Consider the following 25372-nt stretch of genomic DNA (forward strand, 5'->3'; position numbering starts at 1 on the left):
GCCGAACGGCTACTTTATTTCTAATGACACCTCTATAATTTCTATTTTTATTTCCACGTAATTAATCTTGAAGCGCTGGCGCGCGCTCTCCGGTGGACACACGGTCACTAACAATTAGCACAAACTCGGATAATCATACGTGCATCCATTCACAAGATTTTTTCAGCACGAACGACCAGATACAATCGTCGTGTTAGGAAGATGCAGGGCTGTAGCCGAAGGAACTGCAACAGTGTTACAATCGGGCGCGCGTTCGATCGCCGCTCGTTCGAATCGGTAGTAACACCGATCACTCGAGCGCGTCGCGGTGGGACTCGTACCGGCTCACGTACCGGTCCTCACAGGAGGTACAGCAGAACGTCTTGACCTCGCCGTCGACCGACGCCGTCACCCCGTCGTTGGTGACCTGCTTCCCACAGACCACGCAGTCGAGTGCGAACCCCGTCGCCGCGAGGTCGGTGATCCGCTCCGAGCGGTTGCACAGCGCGACGTCGTAGCCGGTCAGCGTCTCGAGCTCGAGCTCCCGTTCGAGCCAGGATCGGGCGTCGGCGTCCGGGATCGCCGCGTGGACGATCACGCGGCCGTCCATCGTCTCGAAGACGTGTTCGACGCCCTCGAGGTCGCCGGCGGCCGCGTAGACGTCGTCGACCGCGTCGGGGGTCGGCTCCAGTTCGACTAACACCGGCACGTCGCCACGGAGCGTTCCGCGGTCGATGTCGATCGTAAAGCCCTGGATGATTCCCTGCTCCTCGAGTCGCGAGATGCGATCGGAGACGGCCGGCGGCGTCAGGCCGACGTGATCGGCGATCTCCCTGTACGGACGGCGGGCATCGGCCGCGAGGAGTTCAAGAATCTCGAGGTCTGTCTCGTCGAGATCGCGCATACGCGTCGATTTAGGGAGGGCCGGGACATGAGTGTACCGTGCGGGGGACGGCGTGTGAGGATTATACCTCCGCTCGTGGTAGACCGGGGCGCAATGACGAACGACGAAGTCACCGACCTGTTGACGGAAGCGTACATCGACGAACTCGAGACCGTGATGAACTACCTGACGAACGCCATCGTGCTGGACGGCGTCCACGCCGAGGAGGTCAAAGAGAGCCTCGAGACGGACGTCGACGAGGAACTCGAGCACGCCCGGTTGCTGGGAAACCGACTGAAGCAACTCGACCGGTCCCCGCCCGGCTCGGAGTCGTTCGAGGCGCGCCAGTCCAGTCTCCAGCCGCCCGAGGACACGACCGACGTGCAGTCGGTCATCGACGGCGTCCTCGAGGCCGAGGAGGAGGCGATGGAGACCTACCGATCGCTGCTCGAGGCGGCCGAGGAGGCGAACGACCCCGTCACCGAGGACGTCGCGGTGACGATCCTCTCGGACGAGGAGGCTCATCACACCGAATTCCGGGGATTCAAGAAGGAGTTTCCCCAGGACTGAGGCGTCTACAAACAGGTCTCTCGAAGCGAACGTTTTTCTCGTCGCGCTTCGAGTGAGCCCACATGAGCGATTTCGACCTCGACTTACGGACCGTCGAGGATGAGCACATCGCCGAGGAGTTCGAGGGTGAGATCGTCCTCGGCGTCCTCGACGGGACGACTCCGGCGGACAAGTGGCTCGAGACGGTCTCGAACGGCAGCGTGCTCGTCCTCTGCGTGGACGGGGAAGTCAACGACCTGGCGGCCGGCTTCGCGCGCGACGTCAAGGAATCCGGCGGTAGCCTCGTCCACTTCCGGGGCTTTCTGATCGTCGCGCCGCCGGGCGTCGACGTTAACAGCGACCAACTGTAAGAGGGGAGTAATTTCGCGCCGATACCCGCAGTTGTATCGGCCGAAACTCGATCGGCGCGTCGTCACAAAACGATTACCTCGGATGCGATCGTACCGACCGGTATGGGACGATACGGCAACCTCGACTACGCCTCCTTGGCGAAGACGGGCTTCCTCCTGGGACTCGGGCTGTTCGCGTTCGGTGCGGGTGCAGAGCTCCTCGGCCGCGCGCTCTACGATTCGCTTCCCGCCTGGGAACACGCGCTGTTCGTGTACTGTGAGGGAATCGGAATCGCGGTCGCGTTTTTCTCGCCGTGGATCTTCGGGGTTCTCCTCCCGCTGACCGAATAACCGCTCCGAGCGGATGCGAGGGATCTACGATCGAAACGTCAACCAGTGACCGTCTTGATCGCGCACGACGACTTCCTCGGCCGCGTCTTGCTCGATCCGGTCGACGCGATCACGGACTGCGTCGAGCGCCGCCCGCGGATCTTCGGTCTCGAACCCGAGGTCGACGTGGACGCCGCCGCGTGCGTCGGCGATTCCGAGGTGCGGTTCCCAGAGCTCGAGCGCCATCGGACCGTCCATCCGGATCCGCTTTCGGTCGTCGCCCACGTCGACCGTCTCGAATCCGAGATCGGTGTAGAACGCCTGGGCGCGCTCGAGCGACTCAACCTCGAGGACGACCTCGAAGATACCGTCGATCCCCGGCCCGTCGACGCCCTGCTGGCCGAGTTCGACGCAGTTGCCGTCGGGATCGTACAGGTACAGCGACTTCGCGGTGCCGAATTGGACCTCCTCGAGGTCGTACTGCTCGCTCAGGCGGGTCCACCAGTCGTCGTACTCGGCGGCCGGGATGGAAAAGGCGTAGTGGGTGTGGAGCCCGCCTCGCGGGAGTTCGTCTGGTCGTCGCAGAACGAGATCGGTCTCGCCTGCGGCCAGGACGCACTCGTCCTCGCGGTCGTCGCGGACGGACAGCGACAGCGTCTCCTCGTAAAATCGCCGTGTCTGCTCGAGGTACTTGGCCTCGAGCGTGAGCCAGGAGAGACCGGTGAGCATGGTCGTCCCTACTTCGGGTGGGGACATAGAAGCGTCGCCGCCCGTCCACGTTTATGAGCGGAGCGGACGTAGTGTCCAGCATGCCCTTCCGCGTCGACGAGCAGGCGACCGAGTTCGCGGAGATCGATCGCTTCGACGGCGGCGTCGGCTGGATCGCCCAGCCCGAAGAGAAGATGCAGCGCGCCAGCCACGCCCTCGAGCGGGACGGCGAGGTGTGGCTGTTCGATCCCGTCGACACCGCCGGACTCGACGAACTCCTCACCGAGTTCGGAGACGTGACCGGTGTCGTCGTCACGCTCGGCCGACACACGCGCGACGCCGAAGCCATCGCGAACCGTCACGACGTTCCGGTCTACCTGCCGGCGTTCTTCGAGGGCGTCTCCGAAGGGATCGACGCGCCGGTCGTCCGCTTCGGCGACGAACTCGCGGAGACCGGATTCAAGACCCGGATCGTCGTCGACAACCAGTTCTGGCGGGAGGTCGCCGTCTACGATCCCGACGGGCGAACGCTCCTCGTCTCGGAATCGCTCGGGACGGCCGACTACTACCTCGCCAGGGGTGAACGCCTCGGGGTACACCCGGTTCGGCGGGCGGTTCCGCCGCGCGACCCCCTCGGCGACCTCGTCCCCGATCGGGTGCTCGTCGGTCACGGCGCCGGTATACTGAACGACGCGCCGACCGCACTCGAGACCGCCCTCTCCGGGTCGCGAAAGCGAGCGCCGCTGCTGTACGCCAAAACCGGACGAAAACTGCTCCCGATCTGAGGGACACAACTAACCTCGCACCCCTCGTACGATGACCGTGGTATACGTCACTCGCGCGCTGGTCGACGTTTTGCTCGAACTCGCCAGCGACGCCGATCCGAACCGTGTAGCGACGGGCGTCTCCGTTACCCCTGCCAGCGAACTCGAGGGGGGCGACGAGATACCGCCCGAAACGCTCGTCTTCACGGATTTCCTCCTCCCGGATTCGGGTAACGCGGTTAACGCGGTCTTCGGCGTCGATCTCTCCACGCCCGTTCGCGAGGCCCAGGGGCAGTTCGTCTCTCATCCCGTCAGGGAACTCGAGGTGACGAAACGGGACGATCTCGCGGAGGTGATCTTCGTCGCGGTCCCGCCGTGGAAGATCGACGACGCGTCGTTCGCCGCCTTCGATCGCGCGGGCAAGCGCCAGCCGCTCGAGATCATCGATGCCCGCGCGCCGGAGGGGTCGCTCCAGGATTGAACACTCGACGACAAGACAAAATAACTCGAGAACGATGCTATGGCGGCTCAGCGGCCGGCTGCCGACGGCCAGCTTCCGTCGTCGAGGATCCGGTCGACGATGCTCCCGGAAGGCTGTTCTCCGTCGTCGGATTCGTCGGGAGAGGGGAAGTTTGGCACGTGTGGCATGCACCTCGACCTCCACGAGCGGCTAGCGTCTCGAGACGGAAAATAGCTCGGCCCGTCCGGCGACTCGGGAGCCCAGTTCGGCCTCGCGAGGGGCCGAAGGGAGGTTCCGACGTGGGAGCGGCCGTCGGATCGGTCGCCTCGCCGCGCTCGCTTACTCGAGATACCCCAGCCCGCGGAGCTGTTCGGCGATTTCTTCGAACTCCGCCTCGGTGAGTTCGCCCTGTTGCTGGTGCTGGATGACGATGCTCCGGAGCAGGAATCGGACCAGATCGCTGGTGCTCTGGAAACTCGTCCCCTCGATCGTCTCGTCGACGCGGTCGGCGAGGTCCTTCGGGATCGAAACCGTGGTGTACTCGGTCATACACGATACTCCGTCGCGCCCCTCAAAGACGTGTCGGCATTCGAGAAGGGGTCGGCGATCGTCTCCGTAGCGGTTTTGAGATGTGGCGCCCTACACACGACGCATGGGAGTCCGGCCACCGTCGAACAACGACGACGATAAACCCGACAGCGTCGACTTCGGCATCGCTGCAGTCGACGCTCGTCTCAGGAACACCGATCTCGCGTTTCCGGCGACGAAAGACGATGTCGCGGCCGAGCTCGGTCACGAGCACATCTCCTACGACGTCCACGGCAACGACGTCCCGCTCGGGGAGATGCTCGAGGAGACCGACCGCGACCGGTTCGGATCGCGCCAGGAGTTGCTGAACGCGCTCCACGAACCCTTCGAGGAGTACCGCCGACAGCACTCGAACGGCGTCGTCCAGCAGGTGCGGTCGATGCTACCGTTCTAGTCGTCGTCTCGCTTGCGTTCGCTTCGCGTAATCTGCTCGAGACGTCGCCGCTGCTCGCGATGCAGCGTCACGAGCATGTCGGAAAGGACGCCGAACATGAGTAACTGGACGCCGAGCAGGATGGCGGCCGCCGAGACGATCGCCATGATCTCGTGGCCCTGCTGGTACTGGACCCACTGCCAGAGGACGTACATCGCGATGACGCCGCCGGACGCGATACCGGCCGCGCCGAGACTCCCGAAGTAAAACAGCGGATTGTTCGTCTTCGCGAGAGAGTACAGCGCCAGAATGATCGTTCCCCCGTCTTTGAGCGGGTGGAGGTTCGTCTCCGACTCGTCGGGCCGAGCGCTGTAACTGATCGGAACCACGGCAGTGTCGATCCCGTGTTTCACGCACTCGACGGCGAGTTCGGTCTCGATCGTGAACCCGTCCGAATCCAGCGCGAGCCGGGCGAACGAGTCGGTCGTGAACGCACGGTACCCCGAGAGGACGTCGTCGTACGCCGCTCCGTGAATGAACCGGAACGAGCGGTTGATTAACCGATTGCCGAACCCGTTGAGCGCGGCCATCGCGTCGTCGTCCATGTCAGCGAACCGGTTGCCGATCACGTGCTCGTACCCGCGCGAGAGGGGTTCGATCATCGCGTCCGCATCCGCCGGATCGTACGTTCCGTCGCCGTCGACCATCAGCACGTACGGGACGGTAATGTACTCCAGCGCCTCGCGGACAGCCTGTCCCTTCCCGTCACCGGACTGGGTAATTACCTGCGCGTCGTGTTCGCGCGCGATCTCCCGCGTGCCGTCGTCGGAATCTCCGTCGACGATGACGACGTTCGTGTATCCGCGTTCGTGAAAGCCCTCGATCACGTCGCCGATCGTCGCCGCCTCGTTCAGGGTCGGGATGAGGACGCAGACCTCCTCGGCCGAAATTTCCCGCGTCATCTCGGTCATGACGAGAACCTCCATCTCGCGCTCGACCGCGTCCACGCGGGCCCCATCGTTCTCCATTGTACGTGACTCCCGTGTCGGTATTCAAAAGAGTGCTGATCAGCTACCAGTCGCCGTTCGTGCATTTCGCTCCGTCGCAGACTCTCCCGGCGGCGTCCGCCGTGTGACCGTTCTCGTCGGGCGCGCTCGAGCGCAGGGTGTGAAGCCACGGACATCGCTACGTCTCGACGATCGAAAGGAGGTGCTGGCGCATCCGCCCGTCGATCGGGATGTTGGCACACCGATCGTCGAGTCCGATCGTCTGGAGGAGCAGACTCGAGTCGTCGAGCAGGGAGAGTTGCAGGTACGTTCCCTCCCGGTAGCCGTCGCTCGTCCGGGTCATATCGATGATCTTCAACGTCTCGTACTCTCGAAGCTGGTCGGTGATACGCTTCTTCCCGAGGACGTTCGCGTCGATCGCTTCGGCGAACGCGCGGTAGACGCGGTACATTTCCGTCGCCTTGAACGCCGAGCGGTCGGTGAACTCGTCCATCGTCGCGAGCGCCGCGATCGCGATCTTCGCCTGGGTCGGACAGCCGCGTATCAGATCCTGGATCCGGGTCACTTCGGCGTCGTCGTTCGCGACGCGAACGTGGTTCTCGGTGACTCTCCCGGCGTCGTTGTCACGGGCGACCTCGCCGGCGAGCCGAAAGAGATCGATGGCTCGCCGCGCGTCGCCGTGTTCTTGCGCCGAGAACGCGGAACACAGCGGGATGACGTCGTCCGTGAGCACGTCCTCGCGGTAGGCGTCGCGTCGACGGTTGAGGATGTCGCCGAGTTGGTTCGCGTCGTACGCCGGGAAGACGATCTCGTCCGGTGAGAACGAACTCTCCACGCGGGTGTCCAGCCGATCGCCGTACTTGAGGTCGTTGCTGATGCCGATGACGGTGATGCTCGCCTCGACGTCGTTCTCCTCGCCCGCCCGCGAGAGTTGCATGAGGAGTTTGCTGTCGTCGGCCTCCTCCGGCGGGACGTTCTTGACGTCGTCCGGCGGGGCGAGCCGGTCGATTTCGTCCAGAACGACGATGATCGCGTCGTAGAGTTCGTCGATGACCGACCACAGGCGGTCGTAGTAGGCACCCGTTGCGATGCCGGAATGGGGGATCGTGATCCCGGTTTTTTCGGGATCGTTCAGACTCTTCGCGAGATGGATCACCGTCTGGACCTCCGAGCGGCGCTGGGCGCAGTCGATGACCGCTCGACCGATTCGAACGTCGTTCTCCTCGCCGCGTTCGACCACCTCCCGACTGACGTACCGCGTAACGAGGGTCTTCCCGGAACCCGATTTCCCGAGCAGGAGCGTTCCCTTCCCCGTCCCGCCGGAGATCGTCGGTTTGAGACGTCGGGCGACGGTCTCGATCTGGTTGTTCCGCCCGACGATCTTGTTCTGGTCGGGGACGTGGTCGATGCGAAGCAGATCCTCGTTCGCGAAAATCCGGTCTTCCTCGTCGAGGACCGAGAGGGGATCGTCGCGAGATTCGGAGCGAGAGTGGGCGACAGCGCCGTGCTCGGCCGCGTACTCGCCGAGCGTCCCCGTCCCCTCCACGTGCAAAGGCATACACCGCGTTTCAGATGAATTCTCCTTAGTTCTTTCCCTCCGCCGACGGCGGCCGATCGCGTCCGGACCGGAATTGCGCCGTGTCAGTCGGTTAACGCGCGATTCGCGACCGCCGCGGCCGCCGTACCGACACCGGGTTTCAGATGAATTCTCGAGGCCGAGAGGGAGCCGTCGAACGGGAACGGATTGCGGATTGGTATCGCACCCACACCGGATTTCAGATGAATTCGCGACTGAGCGGGCGTCGTCGGTCGAGACGACCCCCCCACCCACACCGGATTTCAGATGAATCGAGTCGCGAGTGCGGATCGGTTCGAGGGGAAGCGGTAATCAGGGGTTTCGACGCGAGACTGTGAGGATCGTTCGACGACAGCGACCCCGGACGTCGAGGCGTCTCGAGGCCAGTACCGCCGCGTATTCATTCGAAATCCGGTGTTGTCGCCGTTTCGTTCCGAACGCCGGTCGCGATCATCGTCTCGGTAGTTCGGTCGGACGAAATCACCGGGTGCGGGATAAGTGAGACGGAAAACGGGACCGAGTGCCGACAGATTGTCGTGAGACCGTGATAATCCGGTTCTTCGCAGCGTACTACTACTACTAGATTACCACTAGAGTAAAGTATATAATAACGGTACAGGTAGATCGTCGACTTTCCGGGAGCGAGAGCGGTCTGTCGGCGGTGAGTTGCTCCTTCCGCCCGATTCTTCGGGAACGGGCCTCCGTGTTTCCTCGGGGTAGACGAGAAACCCCACCCGCTCGTTCGGACGAAATCATCTGAAATCCGGTGTGGGGGTGAGGACGGCAGTTACCCTGCTTCCCGGGATCCCGGTCGATACAGCATCCGGTGACGAACCGCGACCGTAGTTCAGAGACATCCCGGAACCGCTCCGATCGACCGGACCACAGCGAACGACCCTCGTGAGATCGAACGCATCACGGAGCCGCTCTCACGGTATCGGTCAGTACGATCAGAAGACCTTTTTCAGCTACCGACGACCGAACTGTATGGATCTAACGGACGGCCGAATTCTCGTGACGGGCGGGGCGGGGTTCATCGGTTCACATCTCTCGGAGCGTCTCGTTGCGGACAACGAGGTCGTCATCGTCGACGACTTCTCGAACGGACGTGAACGATGGGTCCCTGACGGCGCGGAGTTGCTCGAAGTGGATCTCACCGACCGGGCAGCGGTCGCGGAAACTGTCGATTCCGATCTCGACCTCGTTTTCCACCTCGCCGCTCGAAAGGATCCCAACGACGACGACCCTCGCGGTCAGTTTGCCGAGAACACGACCATGACGCACTCGCTTCTCGAGGCGTGTCGTACCGCCGGTGTCGAGCGCTTCGCGTTCGCGTCGTCGTCGACCGTCTACGGGGAAGCGCCACGACCGACGCCCGAAGATTACGCGCCGCTCGAGCCGATCAGCGTCTACGGGGCGAGTAAACTCGGCGAGGAAGGGCTGGTTTCGACGTACGCACACTCCCACGGACTCACCGCGTGGACGTTTCGCTTCGCAAACGTCGTCGGCCCTCGCCTTCGCGGAGCCGTCGTTCCGGACTTCATCGAAAAACTCCGCGAGGACCCGCGCTCGCTCACCGTTCTCGGCGACGGCCGGCAGGAGAAATCCTATCTCCACGTCGACGATTGCGTAGACGCGATGTGCCACGTAATTGCAAACGCCGGCGCCCGACACGCGAAATCGAACGCGGGTTCGATGCACACGTACAATCTCGGGACCCGGACGACGACGTCGGTCGATCGAATCGCCGACATCGTCAGCGACGCGCTGGAGATCGATCCGGAGTACGAATACACGGGAGGCGACCGAGGGTGGACGGGAGACGTGCCCCGAATGCGACTGTCCATCGAAAAGCTATCCGCACTCAAGTGGGAACCGACGGTAGAGAGCGACGACGCCGTTCGTCGAGCGGCGGACGAACTGATCGGCGAGCTATAAGCGACAGGGCGGAAGCTCCCCTCTCGTTTCATCCCCGTTTTGCTTTTAATTCACGAGGCAACGACGCTAGCGGTGTCGAACGGCTTTTGATCGCACCCCGGATAAGATCCCTACATGCACGATAACCGGATTCTCGTGACGGGCGGCGCGGGATTTATCGGCGCTAATCTCGCCAACTCGCTGGCCGAGCGAAACGACGTGATCGCGCTCGACGACTGCTACCTCGGAACTCCCGAAAACCTCTCGGACGACGTGACCTTCGTCGAAGCGAGCGTGCTAGACGACGATCTCCCGACGGACGTAGACGTCGTGGTTCACCTCGCGGCCCTCTCCTCGTACGCTATGCACGAGGACGATCCGCGCCGAGGCGTCCGAGTAAACGTCGAAGGGTTCGTGAACGTCGTCGAGCAGGCGCGGCGAGACGGCTGTGAAACCGTCGTTTACGCATCGACATCGTCGATCTACGGAACGCGAACGGAGCCGTCCCCGGAGGATATGGACGTCACCGTGAATACCGGTTACGAAGCGTCGAAGGTCGCTCGAGAGCGCTACGGAGAGTACTTCTCGAACCACTACGGGCTGTCCGCGTGTGGGATGCGTTTCTTTTCGGTCTACCAGGGGTACGACGGGGCCGAAGAGCACAAGGGAAAGTTCGCGAACGTGATCGCGCAATTCGCCGACGACGTTGCAAACGGCGACTCGCCGAAACTCTACGGCGACGGGACCCAGACGCGAGACTTCACGCACGTCACGGACGTCGTTCGCGCCCTCGAACTGGCCGCCGAGCGCGAACTCGACGGGATCTACAACGTCGGAACCGGCGAGCCGTATTCGTTCAATACGATCGTCGACCTCCTCAACGAAGAACTCGACACGAGCGTCGAACCCGAGTACGTCGAGAATCCGATCTCGGATGCGGTCTACGTTCACGACACGTGCGCCGACGCTTCGAAGCTACGGGCGGAGACGGGCTGGGAGCCCGAGATCAGCCTCGAGGAGGGGATAGAACGGGTGTGTGAATCGTACAGATAACGATCCGGCCGATCGCAGTTCGGTTGTGGGACCGTCCCAATGCCAAAGAGGTTTTTATCTAACACAGTCAACGCCGCCACATGAACCTGCTCGCGGTGGCTACCGTTTCGCTTCTTCTGCTGACGGCCGCACCCTACGTCTGTTACCTCGCGCTTCACGCGTGGATTCGTCCGCGGGGATCGCCGGCGGACAAGCGGCCCGCAGAACCGACGGTTAGCATCGTGCTTCCGACGTACAACGAAGAACGGATCGTCGAGACGAAACTCGACGACCTGCTCGAACTCGACTACCCGATGGAGAAAATCGAGCTCGTCGTCGTCGACTCGTCGACCGACGACACTCGGACGATCATTCGCGAATACGTCGCTGACCTGGACGCCCCCGAACTGGTGCTACTCGAGGAAGACGAGCGCCGCGGTCTCGCCGTAGCGCTCAACGACGCGTACGCCGCCGCGTCGAACGACGTCGTCGTCAAGACCGACTGCGATTCCAAACTCTCGTCGGACGTCCTCCGGGAAGCAGTCGCGAACCTCGCGGACGACGACGTCGCGGCCGTGACGGGACGAAACGCCGAGGTGCTCGGCGGCAGCGAAGTCGAGTCCGGGTACCGGGGTGTCCAGAGTCACATCCAGCAACTCGAGTCTCACCTCGACTCGACGCTCATCTTTCACGGGCCGTTCTGTGCGTTCGAGAACGACGCGCTCCTCCCTATCGACCCGAACTCGCTGGCCGACGACACCGAACTCGCCCTGAAGATTCGTCGGCAGGGCCAACGGGTGATCTTCGACCCCGCCGTGACGTACATGGAAGCGAGTCACTCCGAGTTCATGAAACGACGCACGCAGAAGGACCGCCGCGGGATGGGGCTGATCCGATTGCTGATCCAGCACCGCGACGCGCTCGGTCGGTACGGCAACTACGGACGTGTCGTCCTGCCGTTCAACTGGTGGTTCATGATCGTCTCGCCGTGGTTGCTCGCGGCGACGCTCGCCGTCGGAACCGTCGCGGCCGTCTCGCTGTTCGGCGTCGGCGGACTGGCGGCTCCCGTCGCCGTTGGCGCGTTCACGTATCTCGGCCAGCGTGATTTACTCGGACCGGTACAGCCGCTGTACTCGATCTTCGATACGCAGGTATCCTTGCTGCGAGCGAGTATCGCGCTGGTGATCGGCGACGCAGACGGAACGTGGGACGTCGACGCCGAGCTGCGGGAGGCGTTCAAGTGAAGATTCTGCTCGTCACGCACCGATACCCGCCGCACGCGGGAGGCGTCGAGACCCACGTTCGCGAACTCGCCACTCGTCTCGTCGACCGCGGACACGACGTGACGGTGTTTAGCGCGGACGCCGAACCGGACGTCGAACGACGCCACACCGACGATGGGGTGCGAATCCGTCGATTTGCGTCCGCGAGTCCCGGAAGTGCGTTCTACGCGGCGCCGCAGCTGACCCTCGCCGTCCGCCGTTTCGATGCCGACGTCGTTCACGCGCACAACTACCACGCGTTTCCCCTGTTTTTCGCCGCCCTCGGAATCACGGACGAGCGGTTCGTCGTCACGACCCACTATCACGGCGGCAGCGCCGACGGCGTTCGAGACGCGTTGCTGTCGCTCTATCGGCCGTTCGGTCGGTCGGCCCTTCGGCGAGCGGACGACGTGATCGCCGTCAGTGACTGGGAACGGAACCGACTGCGAACGGATTTCGGGGTCGACGCGACGGTGATCCCCAACGGCCTGCACGTCGACCGCTTTACGGCCGCCGACCCCGAGCGACGGGACGCCCCGTACCTCCTGTCGGTCGGCCGCCTCGAGGAGTACAAGGGCGTCCAGCACGCGATCCGCGCGCTCCCCGAACTACCCGAGTACGAACTGCTGGTGGCGGGGCGCGGGCCGTACCGGACCAGTTTGGAGCGGCTCGCCCGCGAGACGGGCGTCGCGGACCGGGTGACGTTTCTCGGGTTCGTCGACGACGATCGATTACCGCGACTGTACGCCGGAGCGGACGCGTACGTGACGCTGTCGGCGTTCGAGGCGTACGGGATGACGGTCGCGGAAGCCCTGGCAGCGGGGACGCCGTGCGTCGTCAGAGCGGCCGGCGCGCTGACGGATTGGATCGACCGAGAGGGGTGCGTCGGCGTCGCCGACCCGTCCCCGACGGCGGTCGCAGCGCGGATTCGCGACGCGGTCGACCGCGATATCGACGCGACCGAAGTCCCGAACTGGGACGACGTTACCGACCGACTCGTCACGCGATACGCGTGATCGGGTGATCGAGTCCTCACAACCAAAGGCACGTATTGTTTTGAGGGTCGCCCGACTTCGAGTTTACATGAACGTCCTCCTGGTGACCGTCGATTCGCTGCGCGCCGACCGGGTGAGTTCGAACGTGATGCCCGCGACCCGGTCGTTCGCCGATACCGCCCTGGAGTTTACCGAGTGTATCGCTAACGGCCCGTCGACTCCCGCATCCTTTCCCGCTATCCACGCGAGCCGGCACTTCGCGAGCATCGAGGGACTGGGGATTCCGCCCCGGAAAACGGACAACGGTGTTCGGACGCTGGCCGAGACGCTCTCCGAGGCGGGATACGCGACCGCCGGCTACACGGACAACCACTTCGCCAGCGGATCGTACCACTACGATCGCGGATTCGAGACGATGTACGACGCCAGCGGCAGGACCGAAGCGGGGCGACTCAAACAGTTCGTTCAATCGAATCTCGAGAAGGACGGCGCGCTGTTCAAGAGCATCGAGGCGGTGTACAACCGCGCCGACGCGCTCCTCGCCGAGGCGACCGGCGACGACAGCGAGTACGAGCGCGCGGCGTCGCTGAACGATCGCGCGCTCGAGTGGATCGACGATCGGTCCGGCGACTGGTTCGCGTGGCTCCACTATATGGATGCCCACCACCCCTACGAGGCCCCCGAGAGGTATCAGCGGCAGTTCCTCGACGAACCGCTCTCGCTGTCTCGCTGTCGCGGTCTCTCCCGCAAGGGGACCCACCATCCGGAGGACGTGACGGACGAGGAGTGGGACCTGATTCGCGGCCTCTACGACGCCGAGTGCGCCTACGCGGACGATCAGTTCGAGGCCCTGCTCGGCGCGCTCCACGAGCGCGACCTCCTCGAGGAGACGGTAATCCTGTTCACCGCCGATCACGGCGAACTCGTCGGCGAACACGGCCACGCCGGTCATCCGCCGAAGTTCTGGGAGGGTATCATCCGCGTCCCGTTCGTCCTCCACCACCCCGGCAGAGCCGCCGACGTCGTCGACGGGCAGATTCGACTCCTCGACGCGGCGCCGACGATCGCCGATGCGGTCGGGCGCGCTCCGTTCGACGGGTGGCAGGGAGCGTCGGCGCTGACGATCGCCGACGGCGACGTCGACGCGCGCGAGTTCGCCTTCGGTGACGTGGGGCGGCGGGTCGAGTACGGCCGGTGTTGCGTCCGCCGCGCCGACGGCTGGAAACTGCTGCGCCACGACGACGGCGAGTTCTGCTTCGACGTGACCGAGACGCCGGCGGAAGATCCCGAGGACGACCGGTCCGACGACGCGTCGACCGAGTGCGGCGAACTGTCGGAAGCGCTCGACGACCATCAGGAACGAATGCGGCGGCTTCGGGAGGGCGGCTCGGTCGGCGTCGCGGAGGACGAGCGAATGGTCGAGGAGCACCTGCGCGACCTCGGCTACATGGAATAACTACGGATCGACGTGGAGAGGCTACGGAGCGACGTGGAGCAGCTACAGATACCCCAGAGCGCCGAGTTTTTCCTCGATATCTCCCCGTTCCGTACCTGGCTCTCGCTCGGGAACGTAATTTCCGGTGTCGGTCGCACTCGTCTCGTACCACGGAACGTTCCGTATCGACTCGAGCGGGACCCGCGGATGACCGTACACGCCCCACTCGCCCGCCGCGTTTCCGTGATCTGCGCTGATAGCGACCCGTTCGGCGTCGAGGTTCTCGAGCAGCAGTTCTACGTCTTCGAGGACGTAGCGGAGGTTCTCGCGGTACGACGACCAGAGGGTGTCGCGGTCGAGATCGCCGCGCCGGAGGCGATGCCACGGCGAGTCCCATCCTTCGCCGTCGCCGAGCGTTTCGGCGTTCATCCCGTCGGTGAGCGGCTCGGGAACGGACGGAAAGTGCGGTTGCATGTAGTGGACGATGAGGCGATCGTGGTCGTTCTCTCGCCCCGCGGCGATCGCCCGGTCGGTGACGGCTCGCGCCGGAATCGTGCCCGACCCCTCGTCCCAGCCGTAGCGCCAGACCTCGTCGAGCGCGAGCAGGTCGCCGCCGGAGAGCACGCGTTTACTGAACGGATTCCCGGTGACGTACGCCGTCCCCCGCATTTCGTCCGCGTACTCGTCTGTAAAGGTGTTCTCGATCCACTCGATCGACGAACTGCCGACGGACGTCAGCGTCCCCGGATCGTCGAGAAACGGGTACTCGGCTGCGACCTCTCCGATCAGATCGATCCGACAGGCGTCCAGGAGGATCAGCGCGTCCCACTCGCGGTCGTACACGTGTTCGCCGCCGGAGTAGAACGCGTTCAACCGTCGGAGGCCACCGAGATAGAGTTCGTAGGCGCTATCTGCTGTGCCACCGACCGGGTCGCTCCGGATTCGTTCGGACGTGTCCGAGACCCAATCAGCGATCGTCATCGATTTTCGGTATCGGGATCATGCGGTTATCGAGCGGTCGATCCGCACGCAGTGGTTCGACCCGCAGAACTAATAATTACCGCCATCGGCGGTACTGAATCTGATCCGTTCGAATTCGGAGTCAACGCGGAGGGTTCACCGATATTCGGTGAACCGCCTTCGAATCGCCGAACGGTGCTGACCGCTGACCGGGAGGATTGCGCACCGCTCGCCGTCTCGAGACCGGCGGATCGACCCGACCACCTGTTATTAGGTCGACGAGCGGATAGTGGCTACCGATGATCGTTCTCGGAATCGACGCGGCCGACTATCGGCTCGTCAAGCGGTGGAATCTCGAGAATCTCCTCCTGGACAATCACGCCTCGCTCGAAACCTTTTCGCACTCGCTGGAAACGCCGTCGACGATCGAGGTCTGGCCGTCGATCGCGACCGGCCTCCCTCCGGAGGAGCACGGGCTCTCCGGCGGAAGCAGGGACAGACTCGAGTGGGAGAATCCGGCGCTCAAACTCGCCAGTCGCCTAACCAGTTACCTCCCGACGGAGGTCAGATACCAGCTCGGTCGGCCGTTTCGTCGAACGTCGTCCCTCGAGTCCGCGCGAATCGACGACTCCATCCCTCACCTGTTCGACTCCGGACACGTTCGGAACTGGCCGGGAATAACGCCCGCTCGCGAGTGGGGTCAAGCGAGCGAGTGGTTCGGACGGGTCTCACGGGGTGAACTCTCCGACGAGGAGTACTTCAGACTCGAGATGGGGAACGACGGCCGGATCATCGGCTGGCTCGAGGCGCAGGCGCTCAGCGGTGTTTCGATCGCCGGCGCACACACGCACGGGCTCGATCACCTCGGTCACGTGTACGCGAAGCGTCCCCAAAGGCTTCGAGAGGGATACGAACTCATCGATACGCTGGTCGGTCAACTCCGCGACCTCGCCGACGAACTCGTGATCGTCTCCGATCACGGGATGCAACAGACGCTGACGGACGATCCGGAGCCCGGAGTGCACTCGTGGCACGCGATGGTTTCGACGACGATGGAGGGAGACCTGCCGGACTCGGTATTCGACGTCCGGCCGTGGATCGAAGCGCGCCTCGGGAGCGAAAGCCGGACGGAGAACGACGCGGCGACGATCGACGCGCCGGCGGAGCACTTGCGGGATCTCGGGTACCTGTGACGCGCGGTCGTGCCACTCACCGCCCGGAGCGCCGCAGCCCGTCGCGGTCGTTTCGAAGTTGCCCCGATTCTATTCTAAGTACCCCAAGTCCCGGAGAGTCTCTTCGACCTCGGGACCGGCGTCGCGCCCGTCCGCTCCGGTCGCAGTCGGCGGCCCTCGCTCGGGCGATCGGTCCGCGGGGGCGCCGGTCAGAACGTCGAAGCACACCTCGCCGTCGACGTCTCGAGGGACTGGCGCGTCGAAGTAGTGGAGCAGCGTCGGCGCGAGGTCGTACAGCGAGAGGTCGAGATCAGTGCGCCCGTCGGCGACGTCCTCGCCCCACGCGGCGAACACGCCGGTTCGGCGGTGAGTCGCCAACCAGTCGGTCGTTTCGCCGAACACGTCGCCGCCGATCGACTCGGGAGCGTCGACGCCCGGCGCGTACTCCACGAGGAGGTCGGGACCGCGGAGCCGGTCGCCGGTGTACGCGTCCGCCGGGTCGTGGACGGCGGTCGCCACGGGACCGCCCGCGGGCGTCTCGAGCCCCTCGAGGTCCTCGGCGAGCGCCGTCGCGTAGCGTGCCGCGGCGTCGTCGCTCGAGAACGCGTCGCGGTTGACGTAGATCGGTCCGCGACCGAGCGAGACGGCTTTCGTCCGCTCCCAGTCGATGGCGGCGTCCTGGATCGCGACGCGCCCGCTCTCGCTCGGGAAGAGCCGCTGGACGGACTCGGGGACCAGCGACTGGGCGAGATTGACCAGCCCCGCCCTGTCGACGAGGCGCTTGAGCCGTTCCTCGGTGAGGCCGACGGTCGCCAGCAGGTCCCGCGTTTCCGAGTCCTCGATCGCGAGGTCGCCGCGCTCGAGCAGCCACTGGTTCACGAGGAATATTTCGTCGATCTCGACGAAGCCGTGGTCACTCATGAGGACGATCGCCTCCGCGTCGTCGCGCTCGAGCAGGTCCGCGAGCAGGTCGTCGATCCGTTCGTAGATCGTCCGCAGTTTCTCGGGCCGGTCCCAGAGCCGGTGCTGGAGCGTGTCGGTCGCGAACAGCGTGGTGTGGACGAGATCGCAGTCCTTCTCGTCGGCGAGCCACGTCGCGGCGCGGAACCGCTGGTCGAACAGCGCCGCCGCTTCGTCGACCAGTTCGTCGGGTGTCGCCTCGTCGAGTACGAGGTCCGGCTTGACGCGGTAGTCGGGAATCGCCTCGAGCAGGTCGTCCCCGAGCGACTCGGGCGCGGTAAACCGCTTCCGTTCACTGGCGGGACTGCCGGCGACGACGAAGAGGCCGTCGCCGTCCGCGTTCCGCCCGCCGGCGTCGGGCGGGTGAGTCGTCGGCATGTTGATCACGCTGGCGCGGAATCCCCGGTCGGCCAGCACGTCCCAGTACTCCGCCGACCGGAAGTCGCCGGCGTCGTTGGCGGAAATTTCGTCGGTCCGTCGATCGTACGCGAACCACTCGTAGACGCCGAGTTTTCCCGGCGTCTTTCCGGTCGAATAACACTTCCACGCCGGAAAGGTTACAGGCGGGAGGGTGCTCTCGAGATCGCCGGCGACGCCCTCGTCCAGGATCCGAGCGAACGTCGGGAGAGCTCCCTCCTCGATCCACGGCCGGAGTAACGACCAGTCGGCCCCGTCGAGACCGAGGACGTAGACGGTCATACCCGTTTACTGGATCCGGCGGCGCTAAAGTGCTTTGAGAACGTCGCGAAACGCGGTGCGGAACGCGGCTTTTCTCGAGTCGGGGTCGAATCGGGCGCCGCGCTCCCGAGCGAGAGCCGCGAGCTCCCGGCGCTCGCCGGGACGGCGCTCGAAGTACTCCCGGACGCCGCGGGCGAGCGCGCGCTCGCTCGGTGTCACGACGAGAGAGGGGTCGATCTCGCGGGCCTCGGAGCGCGTTCCCGCGGTCCGGGTGACGAGCGGGACGAGTCCGGCGCGCATCGCCTCGAGCGTGCTGACCGGGAACGTGTCCATCCGAGACGGCTGGACGAACAGCGAGGCGGGCGCGAACGCGTCGACGAGTTCCTCGACGTACCCCCGAACGCGGACGCCCGGCGTCTCGGCGTACTCCGCGGGGTGACCCCCTCCGACGACGTGGAGTTCGGCGTCCGGAACCGACTCGCGGACCCGCGGCCACGCGTCGACGAGCATGTCGACGCCCTTGTACTCCCACGGGCGCGCGACCGTCACCGCGACGTTCGACTCGAGGTCGGGACGCACGCCGCCGAGGGCGTCGTACGTCTCCCGCTGGATGAACGGGTGGGCGACCTCGATCGGCGTGTCCGGTCCGACGACGGGCCGAGTGAACCCCGCGGCGAACGCCGAGACCGCGACGACGCCGTCGATCCCGCGGCGTCCGACGGCGCGAACCGCCGGCGTTCCGAACCGCCCGATAACCGATTTCACCGCCGATTCGCCCTCGAAGTCGGCGTTTCCGAGCTGATAGAGGCCGTGGTCGGCACAGAGGTAGACGAGTTTCCCGCCGCGGGCGAACCGGCGCGCGAGCGCGGCGTACAGCGGCCGCGACCCTTCCACGAGGTACACGTCGTAATCGGGGGCTGCGAGCCCGTTGACAACGTCCTCGATAAGCGTTCCCTCCAGCGGGCCGAGCGCCAGGCGGTGATAGTCGACGAGATCGGCGCCGATCGCTTCTGCGAACCCGCGGTGCGCCGGATGCGGGTCCTGGTGGAGCATCGCCACGCGGACGGCGTCGGGATCCATCGTTCGAGACGGCGCACGGTGGACGCATAAATGTCGCCCTCGCGAACGCGGAGGGGAGAGTTAACTCGCCCAGGAGCATTGTACCGAGTATGAGCGATCACCCGAACGTCCTCCTGCTCGTTTTCGACGCGCTCCGGGCCGACGCGCTCTCGTGTGACGAAGCCGCGTTCGGCGTCGAGACGAGCGCCTTCGACAGGGTGGCAGAGCGTGGGACGGTATTCGAGAACGCGTTCGCAGTCGGGCCGTGGACCCCGCCCTCCCACGGCGCGATGTTTTCCGGAAAGTACCCCAACGCGACCGGTTTCGACGGCTCGTGGCCGACCATGCCCGAATCGATCCCGTTACTCGCGGAGTGGTTTTCCGAGCGCGGCTACCGGACGTACGGCATCCCCGGTCCCGCGAAGATGGGGTCCGCGACCGGTCTCGACCGCGGGTTCGAGTCGTACTACGAAGTGTACGAGAGAATCGCGGATCGACCGTCACTGGCGTACCTCGGGCAGATCGCGACCGAGCCGCTCGTTCGCAAGGACTTTTTGCGCCTCGTCGGTCGGGGGAACGACTACTACACCGAGATCAAGTTCGATACGCTCCGGGAGTGGCTCGGCGATACGCCCGAGCCGTTCTTCGCCGTGGCGAACCTGACGACGGTTCACGCGCCGTACGATCCGCCCCGGCCGTACAAGCGAGAAGCGACGCCCGAGCTCTCGCGGCCGCGACTCGGACTGCTCGAGGAACTGCTCGACTCCCCCTGTGCGTACGACGACCCCGCCGTCGACGACGAGCGGCTGTTCGCCGCGGCGGACGGCGCCGGCGCACAGAGCGTCGCGTTGCGGTACCGTGACGACCCCGACTTCCTCTCGGAGGTCGAACTCGACGTCCTCAGGCGGTGGTACGGCGCCTCCCTGCGATACCTCGACGACCGCCTCGCGGCGTTCCTCGACTGGTTCGAAGGGGCGGGACTCGACGAGAACACCCTCGTCGTGCTCACCGCCGACCACGGCGAACTGTTCGGCGAGCGAGACGCGCTGTATCACGGCAACTTCCTCTACGACGAGGTGACCCGCGTCCCGCTCGTGCTCGCCGGACCGGGTATCCCGAGCGGTGAGCGCCGAACCGACCTCGCGTCGCACGTCGACCTCTTCGCCACGCTCTGCGACCGCTGCGGGCTGGACGAACCGGAAACTGACGGCGATTCGCTGTTCGGGCCCCGTCGGCGCGACGCCGTCTTTGCGGCCGAAGCCCCCTCGAACCTGGGGGATGTCGATGCCGCGAGTACGGTGGCAGCGGATACCCTCGCGGAGTTCGAACTCGGCCGAAAGTCGGTGCGCACCGAGAACTACCGATTCGAGCGCCGATCGGACGGGACCGAGGTCCTCTACGAACTCCCCGACGAGTCGATCGTCGACGACCCCGACGAGTCGATCGTCGCGGCGCTTCGGGAGCGACTGGTCGGAACGCTCGGAGAGACGTTCGACGACGCCGGGGACGAGGCCGACGTCGACCTGAGCGCCGGAGTCGAACGCAACCTTCGCGAACTCGGCTACCTCGAGTAGCACCGTAGAAAACAGTTTTAAGCCGCCTCGTCGGATCGGTCGAGACATGCAGACCCTCTTGGTCGGCCTCGACGCCGCCTGCTTCCCGGTACTCCGACCGCTGTTCGAGGACGGCGAGTTGCCCCACCTCGAGGCGGTGTTCGAGGGTGGGGCCGCGGACCGACTGGAGTCCCAGATTCCGCCCTGGACCGCGAGCGCGTGGCCCTCGCTGTGTACCGGTGTGAACCCCGGCAAACACGGCGTCTTCGACTTCCTGCGCTTCGACGGCTACGACTGGGACATCGTCAACGCGACCGACGTGCGACGGCGCAGCCTCTGGGAGTACGCCGACGACGCCGGACTGACAAGCGTGGTCGTCAACGTCCCGGTAACGAGCCCGCCACCCGAAATCGACGGCGCTGTCGTTCCGGGCTACCTGGCCTCGGAGGAGCCCCGGTGTCACCCCGACGGCGTTCTCGACGACATCCGGGACGCGACCGGGGAGTACCGCGTCTACGCCCGCCGGGAGACGGACGAGCGCGCCGGGGAGGAGAAGTTCGACGACTACCTCGACCTCACTCGGATGCGCGGCGAGGCGTTTCGCTACCTCGCCGATCGGTTCGACCCCGAGTTCGGCTTCGTCCAGTTTCAGAAGACCGACGCAGTGTTCCACGACTTCCCGGGCGAGCGCGAGAAAGTCGAGCGGATCTACCGCGCCGTAGACGAGCAGGTGGGCGCGATTCTCGACGCCTGCGATCCCGATACCGTCGTCGTCGCCAGCGACCACGGAATCGGCGAGTACGACGGCTACGAGTTCCGGATCAACCAGTACCTCCGGGAGGCCGGCGTCGTCGAAACCACGACCGACGGGCAGGGCGTCCCCTCGTGGTTCCAGATAAAGGACGAGCGACTGACCGAGGGCGGTGACGGCGGTCGGTCCGGTCACCCGTTCCTCGAGCGCCTCGCCGCCACCGCGGCGAGCGCCGGCCTGACCTACCAGCGAAGCAAGGCTATCCTCGAACGACTCGGCCTCGCCGAGTTCGTCGGTAAGCGCGTACCCGTCGGAGCCGTGTTCGCAGCCAGCGACGCCGTGGATTTCGCGGCGTCGCGAGCGTACCTCCGCTCGCCGTCGGAACTGGGCGTCCGGCTGAACGTCGAAGGGCGCGATCCCGAGGGCGTCGTTCCCGCCGACGAGTACGAGTCCGTTCGCGACGATATCATCGAACTCCTGTCGGACGCCACGACGCCGGATGGGGCGCCCGTGTTCGAGGAGGTCGTCCGGCGCGAGCGGCACATTCACGGCCCCTACGCCGACGAAGCGGTCGACGCGCTCGCGATCCCGAACGACTTTCGACACTCCCTCTCCGCGGTCGTCGGCGAACGGTTCGGCGATCCCGAACCGTACAATCACAAGCGAGACGGCGTCGTCGCGATCGACGGGCCGAACGTCGACGTCGACGCCGACATCGGGGGTGCGCACCTGTTCGACGTCGCACCGACCGTCCTGGCGACGCTCGGCATCGCCCCCGCCGAGGCGATGGACGGCGACGCCCTCCCGGCGATCGACGCGCCGGAACCGAGGTCGTATCCGCCGTACGCGCCCCGCGACCAGACCGCGACCGAGGACGAGGACGTCGTACGGCGCCTCTCGGATCTCGGATACCTAGAGTAACCGAAACGGATCACACACCTTTTGCCGGTCGACGTCATCACGACGCACATGATCGTTCTCGGACTCGACGGGGCGACCTTCTCGCTCATCGATCCCTGGGTGGAGGACGGGCACCTCCCGACGTTCGAGCGCTTGCTCGACGAGAGCGTCCACGGCGAACTCGAGAGCACGGTCCCCGAAATCACGGTTCCGGCGTGGCCCGCCTTCGCCACGGGGCGAAACCCGCCGGAACTCGATATGTACGGATTCACCCACTTCAACCGCGACACTCGCGAGAACGACCTGAGCCACGACGAGTTCGTCCCCGGAAAGATGTGGGACGTCGTCGACGATCAAGACGGTTCGGCTGTCGTCTTTAACATCCCCGGCTCGTACCCGTGGCAGGCCATCGACGGCACGATCATCGCCGCGGCTCCCGAGTACAAGGAGGAGTACGCCCACCCGCCCGAGCGCTGGGACGAACTGACCGAGCTCGTCGACGGCTACAAACTCCGTAACGACGAACGACCGGGATCGCGCGCCTACGTCGATCGGAGTCTCGAACTGGTCGACAAGCGCTTCGAGGCGTTCGAGCACTTCATCCGCGCGGAAGACCCCGAGCTGGCCGTCGGGCTGATCAGAGCGACCGATCGCGTGGCCCACCACTACTGGGGGGAAGACAGCGTCCCGCCGGCGTCGCCGAGCAATCCGGTGTTCGAGGTGTACCGCCACGTCGACGAGCGACTCGGGGAGTTCCTCGACGCCCACGAGGACGACGACGTCGTCGTGATCAGCGACCACGGCTTCGAGAAGGTCCGCGAGAACTTCGCGGTCAACGTCGTCCTCGAACGCGCCGGCCTCGTTTCCGTGCGGGATTCCGGCGACGCGACCAGAGCCGCGCTGGGATCTGTTCGCGACGTCGCCAGCGATGCGCTCGGTCGGATCGGGCTCCTGACGCTCGCCCGAAGGATGATCCCCGAGAGCGCCCTGACCGGCGTGCCGTCCGGCGACGCGCTCGGGCTCGACAACGCCCTCAGCACCGGCCGGATCGACTGGACGGAGACGCGGGCGCTCGCGGACGTCGGTCAGAAGACCGCGATGATCTACGTCGTCCGAGACGATCCCGACGAGATCGCTCGGATCTGTGACGACGCCGAAACCGCGCTTCGCGAATCGGCCGAGCGGGAGGGGATGACGGTGCGGTTTCTCCGACTCGAGCGGGGCGGGCCGCACACGCCGGACCTCTGCATGGTCATCGAAACGCCGGAAGTTCACGCCTCCTCCCGGTTCGACGTCGAGGACGCGGTGTTCGAGATCGACACCAGCGGCCACGCTCGCGAGGGGATCTTCCTCGCCCGCGGCCCGTCGTTCCGCGAGGGCACCGTCGAAGGTGCCGCACTGACCGACGTCGCGCCGACGGTCCTGCACGCGTCGGGATACCGGGTTCCGGCGTCGATGTCCGGAGACCTCCTCGACGTCTACGCGGGCGGTACCGATCCCGCCGAGCGCGAACCCGAGTACTACGACTTCATCGGAGCGGACGCCGTCACGGCCGGCGGAGTCTCCGACGACGAGAAGGCGTCCGAGGTGAAGGATAGACTCCGCGAACTGGGGTATCTGGAGTAATGAAAGTCGGTGCAGAAACGTCGAAGCGGTTCGTCACGAACGTTCTCGGAACGGTCGCGGGGTTTCTGGGAACGGTCATTTTTACGCGCGAACTCGGCTTCGAGGGCATCGGCGCGTACGCGATTTTCTTCAGCCTTCAGATGGTGGCGGCGAATCTCGTCAGCTTCGGACTCTACCCGACCGTCGTCAAACGGGTGAGCGAGAAGAACCGCGAAGCGCGTCAGTTCACCAGCGGCGGTCTGATCCTCCTCGCCGGCGTCGTCGTGGTCGCCGTGGCGTCGATGGTCTTCCGTGACTGGATCAACCAGTTGATCGGCGTGGATGCCGCGGCGCTCGTTCCTCTCAGCGTTCTCTCGTGGGGGATGTTCCGGCTCTCGGGATCGTTCCTGGAGGGGAAACAGCGGGTCGCCCTCGTCGGCGCGATAGAGAACGGACGATACGCGCTCATCGTGCCGATTCAAGTCGCGCTGATCGGCGCGGGACTCGGGGTCGTCGGGCTCATCTGGGGATTGATCGCGGGGCAGTTCCTGATTTTCTTGATTTCGTACGTCGGATTCGCACGCGTCGTCCCGGCCTGGCCCTCGATGGAACTGTTCCGGGAGTTCGTTAACTACTCGAAATACGCGTACGTCCAGAACGTCTCCAGCCAACTCTTCAAACAGGCGGATTACATACTCCTCGGCTACTTCGTCGGCCCCGGGCCGACCGGAGTCTATCTGAACGTCTTTCGAATCACCGAAGCGTCGATGCTGTTTTCCTCCGCGCTGTCTCAGGTGGCCTTCCCGCAGTTCTCGGCCCTGACGGAGAGGGGAGACGACGAGCGAATCTCTCGTCTGCTCGCCAGCGTGTTCACGTACGCCGGGCTGTTCGCGATTCCGATGATCGGCGGCGGTGCCGTCATCGGGAACGCGCTCCTGATGACCGTCTACGCGAACAGCGCGGGCACCCTCTCGCTCCCCCTCGTGGGCGTCGTCGGGATGGCAAACGCGTTGCTCCCGGTACTCGCGGTGGCGAACCTGCTCAACGGGTACCGCGAGGGACTGGAAATGTTCTTCCTCGGAACGGATCAGCCGCGAGTCTACGCGGTTAGCGGGCTCCTCCTCATATTCGTCTACACCCTGTTGTCGGTACCGCTCACGGTGCTGTTCGGTCCGTGGGGCATCGCGTGTGCGACCGTTCTCGCGTTCGGCGCGAGCGTCGTCATTTTGCTCGTTTTTCTCGACGAGCAGATACCGGAATCGGCGTCGATCGACGTCGGCGTACAGCTAATATCGATGCTGGGTATGACCGCCGTCGTGTACGCGCTCAAACTGCAGCTGGGCGGTGCTCTCGGCTGGGCGCGAATCACGATCCTGATCGGCGTGGGCGCGGGGACCTACTTCGCGGGGCTGTTGCTGCTCAGTGAACGGATTCGTCTCGACGCTATCGGCGTCATCCGCGACCTCCGTAACGAGGGGCTTCTGTAGAACGATCCGTCGTAACACTGCCCGATCTGGACGTAACGC

24 protein-coding genes are annotated in these 25372 nt (G+C 65.0%); 16 read left to right on the forward strand and 8 right to left on the reverse strand.

Annotation, left to right across the window (positions count from 1 at the left end):
* Positions 1-289 precede the first annotated feature (289 nt).
* The gene (locus tag NED97_RS14520) at positions 290-883 is read right to left on the reverse strand and encodes a winged helix-turn-helix transcriptional regulator (RefSeq protein ID WP_252487734.1); all 594 of its coding nucleotides are present in this window, start codon (positions 881-883) and stop codon (positions 290-292) included.
* Between the two features lie 93 nt (positions 884-976).
* Here NED97_RS14520 and NED97_RS14525 point away from each other — a divergent pair, with 93 nt between their 5' ends.
* The 3 genes from NED97_RS14525 to NED97_RS14535 all read left to right on the forward strand — a co-directional run bounded on the left by NED97_RS14525 (position 977) and on the right by NED97_RS14535 (position 2112).
* The gene (locus NED97_RS14525; protein ID WP_252487735.1) at positions 977-1432 is read left to right on the forward strand and encodes a ferritin-like domain-containing protein; all 456 of its coding nucleotides are present in this window, start codon (positions 977-979) and stop codon (positions 1430-1432) included.
* A gap of 62 nt (positions 1433-1494) precedes the next feature.
* Positions 1495-1782, forward strand: a complete 288-nt coding sequence (locus NED97_RS14530) for a DUF5779 family protein (protein WP_252487736.1) — start codon at positions 1495-1497, stop codon at positions 1780-1782.
* Positions 1783-1884: 102 nt separating this feature from the next.
* Positions 1885-2112 (forward strand): DUF7860 family protein, encoded by a 228-nt coding sequence (locus NED97_RS14535; RefSeq protein ID WP_252487737.1) that lies wholly within the window; start codon positions 1885-1887, stop codon positions 2110-2112.
* A gap of 24 nt (positions 2113-2136) precedes the next feature.
* Here the strand turns inward: NED97_RS14535 and NED97_RS14540 are convergent, their stop codons facing one another.
* Positions 2137-2820 carry a VOC family protein gene (locus tag NED97_RS14540; protein WP_252490635.1) on the reverse strand — a complete coding sequence of 228 codons (684 nt, stop codon included), beginning with the start codon at positions 2818-2820 and terminating at the stop codon, positions 2137-2139.
* Between the two features lie 80 nt (positions 2821-2900).
* On the opposite strand from NED97_RS14540, the gene NED97_RS14545 reads away from it, so the two are divergent.
* Together NED97_RS14545 and NED97_RS14550 are read left to right on the forward strand one after the other, a co-directional pair.
* Positions 2901-3584, forward strand: a complete 684-nt coding sequence (locus tag NED97_RS14545) for a hypothetical protein (protein ID WP_252487738.1) — start codon at positions 2901-2903, stop codon at positions 3582-3584.
* Between the two features lie 37 nt (positions 3585-3621).
* Positions 3622-4044, forward strand: a complete 423-nt coding sequence (locus tag NED97_RS14550) for an MPN domain-containing protein (RefSeq protein WP_252487739.1) — start codon at positions 3622-3624, stop codon at positions 4042-4044.
* A gap of 318 nt (positions 4045-4362) precedes the next feature.
* Here the strand turns inward: NED97_RS14550 and NED97_RS14555 are convergent, their stop codons facing one another.
* Positions 4363-4572: a ribbon-helix-helix domain-containing protein gene (locus tag NED97_RS14555; protein WP_252487740.1), complete on the reverse strand. Its 210-nt coding sequence runs from the start codon at positions 4570-4572 to the stop codon at positions 4363-4365.
* A 103-nt stretch (positions 4573-4675) separates the two neighbouring features.
* On the opposite strand from NED97_RS14555, the gene NED97_RS14560 reads away from it, so the two are divergent.
* The gene (locus NED97_RS14560; RefSeq protein ID WP_252487741.1) at positions 4676-5005 is read left to right on the forward strand and encodes a DUF5789 family protein; all 330 of its coding nucleotides are present in this window, start codon (positions 4676-4678) and stop codon (positions 5003-5005) included.
* On the opposite strand, the gene aglJ is transcribed toward NED97_RS14560, so the two are convergent.
* The gene (gene aglJ, locus NED97_RS14565; RefSeq protein WP_252487742.1) at positions 5002-6012 is read right to left on the reverse strand and encodes an S-layer glycoprotein N-glycosyltransferase AglJ; all 1011 of its coding nucleotides are present in this window, start codon (positions 6010-6012) and stop codon (positions 5002-5004) included. The two genes, NED97_RS14560 and aglJ, sit on opposite strands and share 4 nt — an antisense overlap.
* 157 nt (positions 6013-6169) lie before the next feature.
* A complete protein-coding gene (locus NED97_RS14570; RefSeq protein WP_252487743.1) occupies positions 6170-7549 on the reverse strand; it encodes a Cdc6/Cdc18 family protein in 1380 nt (459 codons plus the stop codon).
* A 1005-nt stretch (positions 7550-8554) separates the two neighbouring features.
* Between NED97_RS14570 and NED97_RS14575 the strand changes: the two genes are divergently transcribed.
* The 5 genes from NED97_RS14575 to NED97_RS14595 all read left to right on the forward strand — a co-directional run bounded on the left by NED97_RS14575 (position 8555) and on the right by NED97_RS14595 (position 14229).
* The gene (locus NED97_RS14575) at positions 8555-9505 is read left to right on the forward strand and encodes an NAD-dependent epimerase/dehydratase family protein (protein WP_252487744.1); all 951 of its coding nucleotides are present in this window, start codon (positions 8555-8557) and stop codon (positions 9503-9505) included.
* 114 nt (positions 9506-9619) lie between these two features.
* On the forward strand, positions 9620-10537 hold the full coding sequence (locus NED97_RS14580; protein ID WP_252487745.1) for an NAD-dependent epimerase/dehydratase family protein: 918 nt from the start codon (positions 9620-9622) through the stop codon (positions 10535-10537).
* Positions 10538-10617: 80 nt separating this feature from the next.
* Positions 10618-11760 carry a glycosyltransferase gene (locus NED97_RS14585; protein WP_252487746.1) on the forward strand — a complete coding sequence of 381 codons (1143 nt, stop codon included), beginning with the start codon at positions 10618-10620 and terminating at the stop codon, positions 11758-11760.
* Positions 11757-12794, forward strand: coding sequence for a glycosyltransferase family 4 protein (locus tag NED97_RS14590; RefSeq protein ID WP_252487747.1), 1038 nt, complete (start codon positions 11757-11759; stop codon positions 12792-12794). The genes NED97_RS14585 and NED97_RS14590 overlap by 4 nt, the downstream gene beginning before the upstream one ends.
* Before the next feature lie 67 nt (positions 12795-12861).
* Positions 12862-14229, forward strand: coding sequence for a sulfatase-like hydrolase/transferase (locus tag NED97_RS14595; protein WP_252487748.1), 1368 nt, complete (start codon positions 12862-12864; stop codon positions 14227-14229).
* A gap of 42 nt (positions 14230-14271) precedes the next feature.
* On the opposite strand, the gene NED97_RS14600 is transcribed toward NED97_RS14595, so the two are convergent.
* Positions 14272-15189: an LTA synthase family protein gene (locus NED97_RS14600; protein WP_252487749.1), complete on the reverse strand. Its 918-nt coding sequence runs from the start codon at positions 15187-15189 to the stop codon at positions 14272-14274.
* Positions 15190-15467: 278 nt separating this feature from the next.
* Between NED97_RS14600 and NED97_RS14605 the strand changes: the two genes are divergently transcribed.
* Positions 15468-16361, forward strand: coding sequence for an alkaline phosphatase family protein (locus tag NED97_RS14605; RefSeq protein WP_252487750.1), 894 nt, complete (start codon positions 15468-15470; stop codon positions 16359-16361).
* A 69-nt stretch (positions 16362-16430) separates the two neighbouring features.
* On the opposite strand, the gene NED97_RS14610 is transcribed toward NED97_RS14605, so the two are convergent.
* Together NED97_RS14610 and NED97_RS14615 are read right to left on the reverse strand one after the other, a co-directional pair.
* Positions 16431-17999 (reverse strand): alkaline phosphatase family protein, encoded by a 1569-nt coding sequence (locus NED97_RS14610; protein ID WP_252487751.1) that lies wholly within the window; start codon positions 17997-17999, stop codon positions 16431-16433.
* Positions 18000-18023: 24 nt separating this feature from the next.
* Positions 18024-19058 (reverse strand): glycosyltransferase family 4 protein, encoded by a 1035-nt coding sequence (locus tag NED97_RS14615; protein ID WP_252487752.1) that lies wholly within the window; start codon positions 19056-19058, stop codon positions 18024-18026.
* A gap of 89 nt (positions 19059-19147) precedes the next feature.
* On the opposite strand from NED97_RS14615, the gene NED97_RS14620 reads away from it, so the two are divergent.
* The 4 genes from NED97_RS14620 to NED97_RS14635 are packed head-to-tail and all read left to right on the forward strand — an operon-like array spanning position 19148 to position 25333.
* Entirely contained in the window at positions 19148-20611 is a 1464-nt protein-coding gene (locus NED97_RS14620; protein ID WP_252487753.1) for a sulfatase, read from the forward strand.
* Positions 20612-20657: 46 nt separating this feature from the next.
* Entirely contained in the window at positions 20658-22262 is a 1605-nt protein-coding gene (locus NED97_RS14625; RefSeq protein ID WP_252487754.1) for an alkaline phosphatase family protein, read from the forward strand.
* A gap of 48 nt (positions 22263-22310) precedes the next feature.
* The gene (locus NED97_RS14630) at positions 22311-23867 is read left to right on the forward strand and encodes an alkaline phosphatase family protein (protein ID WP_252487755.1); all 1557 of its coding nucleotides are present in this window, start codon (positions 22311-22313) and stop codon (positions 23865-23867) included.
* Complete coding sequence (locus NED97_RS14635) at positions 23867-25333, forward strand: lipopolysaccharide biosynthesis protein (protein WP_252487756.1); 1467 nt, start codon at positions 23867-23869, stop codon at positions 25331-25333. The genes NED97_RS14630 and NED97_RS14635 overlap by 1 nt, the downstream gene beginning before the upstream one ends.
* The last annotated feature ends 39 nt before the right edge of the window (positions 25334-25372 follow it).

It is taken from the genome of Natronococcus sp. CG52 (assembly GCF_023913515.1).
Classification (GTDB): Archaea; Halobacteriota; Halobacteria; order Halobacteriales; family Natrialbaceae; genus Natronococcus; species Natronococcus zhouii.